This window comes from Acinetobacter sp. YH1901141 (assembly GCF_013416935.1).
GTDB lineage: Bacteria > Pseudomonadota > Gammaproteobacteria > Pseudomonadales > Moraxellaceae > Acinetobacter > Acinetobacter towneri.
Genome location: NZ_VPEY01000053.1, coordinates 1 through 5,624, shown reverse-complemented (window position 1 = coordinate 5,624; position 5,624 = coordinate 1). Strand labels below are relative to the sequence as shown.

5 protein-coding genes and 1 rRNA gene are annotated in these 5,624 nt (G+C 40.4%); 5 read left to right on the top strand and 1 reads right to left on the bottom strand.

Going from position 1 to position 5,624, the window contains the following annotated elements:
- The 3 genes from FTV52_RS14145 to erpA all read left to right on the top strand — a co-directional run.
- Nucleotides 1-110 (top strand): transposase (locus FTV52_RS14145; protein ID WP_179990606.1); only part of this gene is annotated, 110 nt, incomplete at its 5' end.
- A gap of 157 nt (nucleotides 111-267) precedes the next feature.
- Nucleotides 268-1,275, top strand: coding sequence for a putative solute-binding protein (locus FTV52_RS14140; protein ID WP_131261901.1), 1,008 nt, complete (start codon nucleotides 268-270; stop codon nucleotides 1,273-1,275).
- Nucleotides 1,276-1,408: 133 nt separating this feature from the next.
- Nucleotides 1,409-1,744, top strand: a complete 336-nt coding sequence (erpA, locus tag FTV52_RS14135) for an iron-sulfur cluster insertion protein ErpA (RefSeq protein WP_004969742.1) — start codon at nucleotides 1,409-1,411, stop codon at nucleotides 1,742-1,744.
- A 131-nt stretch (nucleotides 1,745-1,875) separates the two neighbouring features.
- Here the strand turns inward: erpA and FTV52_RS14130 are convergent, their stop codons facing one another.
- On the bottom strand, nucleotides 1,876-3,003 hold the full coding sequence (locus FTV52_RS14130) for an anhydro-N-acetylmuramic acid kinase (protein WP_004969740.1): 1,128 nt from the start codon (nucleotides 3,001-3,003) through the stop codon (nucleotides 1,876-1,878).
- Between the two features lie 63 nt (nucleotides 3,004-3,066).
- Here FTV52_RS14130 and tyrS point away from each other — a divergent pair, with 63 nt between their 5' ends.
- Together tyrS and FTV52_RS14120 are read left to right on the top strand one after the other, a co-directional pair.
- Nucleotides 3,067-4,299 carry a tyrosine--tRNA ligase gene (gene tyrS, locus FTV52_RS14125; RefSeq protein ID WP_179991025.1) on the top strand — a complete coding sequence of 411 codons (1,233 nt, stop codon included), beginning with the start codon at nucleotides 3,067-3,069 and terminating at the stop codon, nucleotides 4,297-4,299.
- Between the two features lie 1,212 nt (nucleotides 4,300-5,511).
- Nucleotides 5,512-5,624, top strand: a 16S ribosomal RNA gene (locus tag FTV52_RS14120); the annotation flags it as partial.

The window sequence follows — 5,624 nt, the reverse complement described above, 5'->3', positions numbered from 1 at the left end:
AATGGCAGTGTGTGGAGTGTGGTACGCTCCATGATCGGGATGTAAATTCCGCACTGAATATTCTTGCGCTCGGGCATGAGCGTCTAGCAGTAGGAATCTCCGTCCTTTAGGTCGGGGAGGATGTCAAATTGAAAGATTCGTCAATTGAGTCATATCAGCCAAAGATCAAAATTCGCTAATCTTAGCTTGATGAAAAGTACAGTGCTACAAAATTGAAGGTTTGAATCAATTTTGACCAGAAAAACAAAAAATGGAAGGAACTATAAAATGAAACAATGGACGCAAGCTTTATTATTCGGTGCAGGCTTGTCTTTAGCCGCCAGTGCAGTGCAGGCTAAGCAAGTGGTCTGTGTATTCGACTTGGTCGGTAAAAACGGTGATGTCTATAACTTAATGCAAGACTATCAATTGGCGGCCAAAAACTGGGGCGCAGAAATTGAGTTACGCGTAGGTCAAAACGAAGGCGTGATTGCAGAAGATTTTAAAGCAGGAAAATGTGATGGTATTAGTGTGACGGGCATGCGTGGTCGTCAATTTAACCATTTTACAGGCTCATTAGATGCAATTGGTGCGATTCCAGATTTAAAACTGGCAGTTAAAGTCATGCAAGGTTTGGCGAGTCCTGCTTTTGCCAAATATATGCGCAATGGTCAGTATGAAGTCGCAGGTGTCATTCCTGTGGGTGATGCCTTTTTGATGGTGAATGACCGCAGTATTAATAGTGTCGCCAAAGCCGCGGGGAAAAAAATTGCTGTTTTAGATTATGACCAAGCGCAAAAAATTATGGTACAGCAAATTGGTGCGCAAGCAGTAAGTGCCGATGTCACCAATTTTGGCAGTAAATTTAACAATGGTCAGGTCGATATTATTGGTGCGCCTGCTGCAGTATTCCGTCCTTTGGAACTACATAAAGGCTTAGGCACTAAAGGCGCGATTGTGAATTATCCAATTTTACAGGTCACGGGCAATATCATTATCCGCCCAGATAAATTCCCTGCAGGTTTTGGGCAAAAATCACGTGAATGGGTGAAAGGGCAGTTACCACGTGCCTTTGGTATTTTAGGCAAAATGAAAGCCGATATTCCTGCAAAATATTGGATGCAAGTGCCTGCAGCAGATCAACCGGGTTATCAAAAAATGATGCGTGAATCGCGGATTGATTTAACTAAACGTGGTGTTTATGACAAACGCATGATGAAATTATTGTGGCAATTCCGCTGTAAAGAAGCGCCAACCAATTTTGAATGTGGCTTGCAGGACGAAAATTACAAATAATTGGAGAATCTTGAGGTAATTACTCAGAATTCACTTTAATTCTGCATCACCGTCCCAATATTGAGTATGCTATACTTGATAAGTGGTCTTTTTGCAGAAAAGACATCTGAATTGTACCTGAGGAAAATCCATCATGAATGCCCAAGCACTTGAGCTCACCGACAACGCTGCTAAAAAAGTTCGCCAATTGCGTGACAGTGAAGGTAATCAAGACTTAATGCTACGTGTATATGTGACAGGTGGCGGTTGTTCAGGATTTTCTTATGGCTTTAACTTTGCGGAAAGCCAAAATGAAGATGATGCAGAATTTGTGAATGGCGATGTAAAAATGCTGGTCGATTCACTCAGCTATCAATATTTAGTTGGCTCGGTAGTGGACTATATTGAAGGCTTGGAAGGTTCGCGTTTTGTGGTACAAAACCCGAATGCAACCACGACTTGTGGTTGTGGTTCTTCATTCTCAATCTAAGTATGATTTAAATATTTTTGAGTATCAGCATCTGAAAAAGTAGATTGATGCACTCAAAATGATCAAAGCCTTTCCTATATAGAAGAGGAAAGGCTTTTTTGTTGCTACTGATCTGGTTTAAAAGTGCATCCTTAAACCAAAGTCATGGTACCTAAAATGCGATCACCTTTAGCCCCTGTGACCGCAGGTAAATTGCCACTTAATTGCTGACAAAAACGCATTGCCAACCAAGCAAAGGCGGTGGCTTCGACCCATGTTGGGTTTAGCCCTAAATCGGCTGTACTTTGTACAGTCCATTGATGTTTGCGCAAACGCCAGCGCAATTGCTCTAGCAAATAAGAATTATAGGCACCACCGCCACAGACATAGACTTCACCTGTATCCATGCCTGAACGATAAATGGCTTTTTTAATCGCGCGGGTGGTGAGCTTTAATAAAGTCGCTTGAATATTTTCAGGATTATCTTCCAGCTCGTCATATTCCACATCATTGCGCCAATCGGCAACCTGTTCATCTAGCCATTCCAAGTTAAAGTCTTCGCGCCCTGTACTTTTGGGTGGTTCTTTAGAGAAAAAAGCATGGGCTTGTAAACGATCTAACAAGCTGCGAATCGGATGTCCATACGCAGCCCAATTGCCATTTTCATCATAAGGTTGTCCTGTGTAACGCTCACACCAAGCATCCATTAAAATATTGGCAGGCCCTGTATCAAAACCCGATACTGCTTCGGGCTGTCCTGCAGGCAACAAACTGACATTGGCAATGCCGCCTAAATTTAAAATTACCCGATGAATACTCGGATGTTGGAATAAGTTTTGATGGAAAGCGGGCACTAACGGTGCGCCTTGTCCGCCTGCAGCCATGTCACGACGACGAAAATCTGAAATTACAGGAATTTGGGTGATTTCGGTGATGATGTTCGGATCACCAATTTGTAAAGTAAAAGCATGTTCAGGACGATGACGAATGGTCTGGCCATGCGAACCAATCGCTTTAATTTGAGATTTATCCAGTTTATTTTTTTCAATCAGGCTGTTAATACCATGTCCAATCATGGTGGCTAAAGCCACATCTGCTTTGCCCATGCGGTCAATTTCATTGTCACCTGGCAAAGTCAGTGCCATGAGTTCGTCACGTAAATCGGGATCAAACGGCAAAGTCAGGGTCGCGTGGAGTTGCAGTGGATCAAAAGAAGCAGCAACAAGATCGACACCATCCATACTTGTGCCCGTCATTACCCCAATATAGATCGCTGTCATGGTTATTCTATAGCCTGCAATATGCTGAAAAAGTGTTAGTATATCGCACAAATTGAATAACTGATGTGTTTGGATTTCGTGATGTCAAATTTCCTGCCGGCTGAAGAACAACTTGCTCTCATTCAACGAGGCACGCATGAAATTATTTCTGAAGAAGATCTTCTAAAGAAATTAAAAGAGAATCGTCCTTTAAAAATTAAGGCGGGGTTTGACCCGACTGCACCTGATTTACACTTGGGGCATACGGTATTAATCAATAAATTAAAAGTATTCCAAGACTTAGGTCACGAAGTATTTTTCTTGATTGGCGATTACACTGCCATGATTGGTGACCCAACAGGTAAAAGTGCTACACGTCCGCCGTTGTCACGTGAAAAAGTCTTGGAAAATGCCAAAACGTATCAGGAACAAGTTTTTAAAATTCTTGATCCAAATAAAACCAAAGTGGTGTTTAACTCTGAATGGTTTGCAACAAAAACTGCAGCAGACTTAATTCAGTTGGCATCGCAGCAAACCGTAGCGCGTATGTTGGAACGTGATGACTTCACCAAGCGTTATAACAACCAGCAACCGATTGCGATTCACGAATTTTTGTATCCGTTGGTACAAGGTTATGACTCGGTGGCATTACAAGCCGATGTAGAATTGGGCGGTACAGACCAGACCTTTAACTTGTTGATGGGACGTACCTTGCAAGGTCGTTATGATCAGGAAGCGCAAGTTTGTATTACTGTGCCAATTCTTGAAGGTTTAGATGGCGTGAATAAAATGTCTAAATCTTTAGGCAACTATATTGGCGTATTTGATGCACCGGGTGCGATGTATCAAAAAGTCTTGTCGATGCCTGATGGTCTGATTGAGCGCTATTTTGAATTACTCAGCTTCAAGTCGATGGATGAAATTGAAGTGTTGCTCAAAGAAATGGCAGAAGGTCGTAATCCTCAAGAAATCAAAAAGATTTTGGCACTCGAATTGGTTGAGCGTTTCCACGGCAGCGAAGCTGCAGCCAATGCCCATAAAGGTGCAGGTAATATCATTACCGAAGGTGAATTACCTGAAGGTACGCCAGAAGTGACGATTTCACGTGCTGAATTTGGTGGTGAATTATTTATTGCTTCTATTGTACGTGCTGCAGGTTTAACCAAAAATGCCGCACAAGCCAAAGATGCTGTTGCACGTGGCGCAGTAAAAGTAGATTGGAATGTGGTTGATGCAGGTTTCTCGGTCAAAGAAAACGCAACATATATTATTCAGGCGGGTAAAAAAGCCATTGCCAAAGTCACATTTACGGACTAGATCCATTCTAAGTGATTGAAATAAAAGCAGGCTTCGGTCTGCTTTTATTTTCTGTTTGGTATATTAATTATATGAATAAGTAAATTCAAAAAAAACCTTATAAAAACAACACTTAAATTTTGCCAAGCAGCTTGCATTTTTGCTCAGTTATGTATAAGATTTACCCATCTAGACACAGTGTACAAAACAGATCTAGAGGGTACTTATAACTATAGCTCCACAATTTACAAGTCCCTTCCCCAGGGGACTCTTTTTTTTCGTATAACTATAATAACGATATATGGATCGCATATAGATTCAACTCCGAGGGAGAGATTTTGGGAGAGATCTCTTTCTTTTTTTTGCCTCTAGTTTTGTTGTATTTTATATCTAAAGGTAAAATGTAAGATTACTTCTCTTTGTTTTATAAAAATATTCTTAAAACTTTAAGACCTAATTCAAATTTCAAAGCTACTTATATATGGTAAAACATCTTGTAAGTAGTGCATGTGGATGGCGCGATCTAAACTTGCCGAATAGAAGAGTAGGTTTGTCAACTTGAAGTCGGTAATGCAAATGCTAAGCATCAACTTTGAATTAACGGACAAAACCACCAAGCTGACATGAAATCAATGCTAGATGTACGCCGTATGTAGGAATATTATTTTGGATAATGCAAAAGCATTTTTAACTGAGATGTAAAATTTTTTAGATGTCGTAAGATGAAACGAATCATATACATTGGCAATCGTTGATTGCAGTCTTCAAAACTTGACCGATTTGAACCCATAAAAGTATGGATAAAAAAAGTCCTCTCTGCATTGTAGAGGAGAGTTTTTATTTAAATTTGATGAAAAAATAGCTAAAAAATTAAAAAACCAAGCATTTTTGTAGAAAAAAAATACATACGTGAAAAATATTCTAATTTGGGGCTTGCAAAGATTTTGAAATCCCCTAGAATGCACCCATCCCGACGCGAAACAGCCTACGAACTTAGCTTACAGGGTTGAGTTGTTAGAAGTGTTTTGCGTTAAAATTTCTGCTGACGAGGCAGAAATTAAGATCATTAAGAGATTATGAAGAACAACTTGTGTGGATTTTTACTGATTGATTGATCGAAGATATTTCATTGATTGATTGGTTTAAATTACTCGAAGTTTATTTGAGCGAAATTTAAGTCAGAAAATTGATGAGCCAGATTTGGAAGTTTAGATTAAAGCTTCAAAATGATTTTAACTGAAGAGTTTGATCATGGCTCAGATTGAACGCTGGCGGCAGGCTTAACACATGCAAGTCGAGCGGGCGAGGTTGCTTCGGTAACTGAGCTAGCGGCGGACGGGTGAGTA

What these genes read in the sequence shown, in the direction of transcription:
- FTV52_RS14130 (WP_004969740.1), bottom strand. Translation starts at nt 3,003, where the DNA reads ATGACAGCGATCTATATTGGGGTAATGACGGGCACAAGTATGGATGGT.
- tyrS (WP_179991025.1), top strand. Translation starts at nt 3,067, where the DNA reads ATGTGTTTGGATTTCGTGATGTCAAATTTCCTGCCGGCTGAAGAACAA.
- FTV52_RS14140 (WP_131261901.1), top strand. Translation starts at nt 268, where the DNA reads ATGAAACAATGGACGCAAGCTTTATTATTCGGTGCAGGCTTGTCTTTA.
- erpA (WP_004969742.1), top strand. Translation starts at nt 1,409, where the DNA reads ATGAATGCCCAAGCACTTGAGCTCACCGACAACGCTGCTAAAAAAGTT.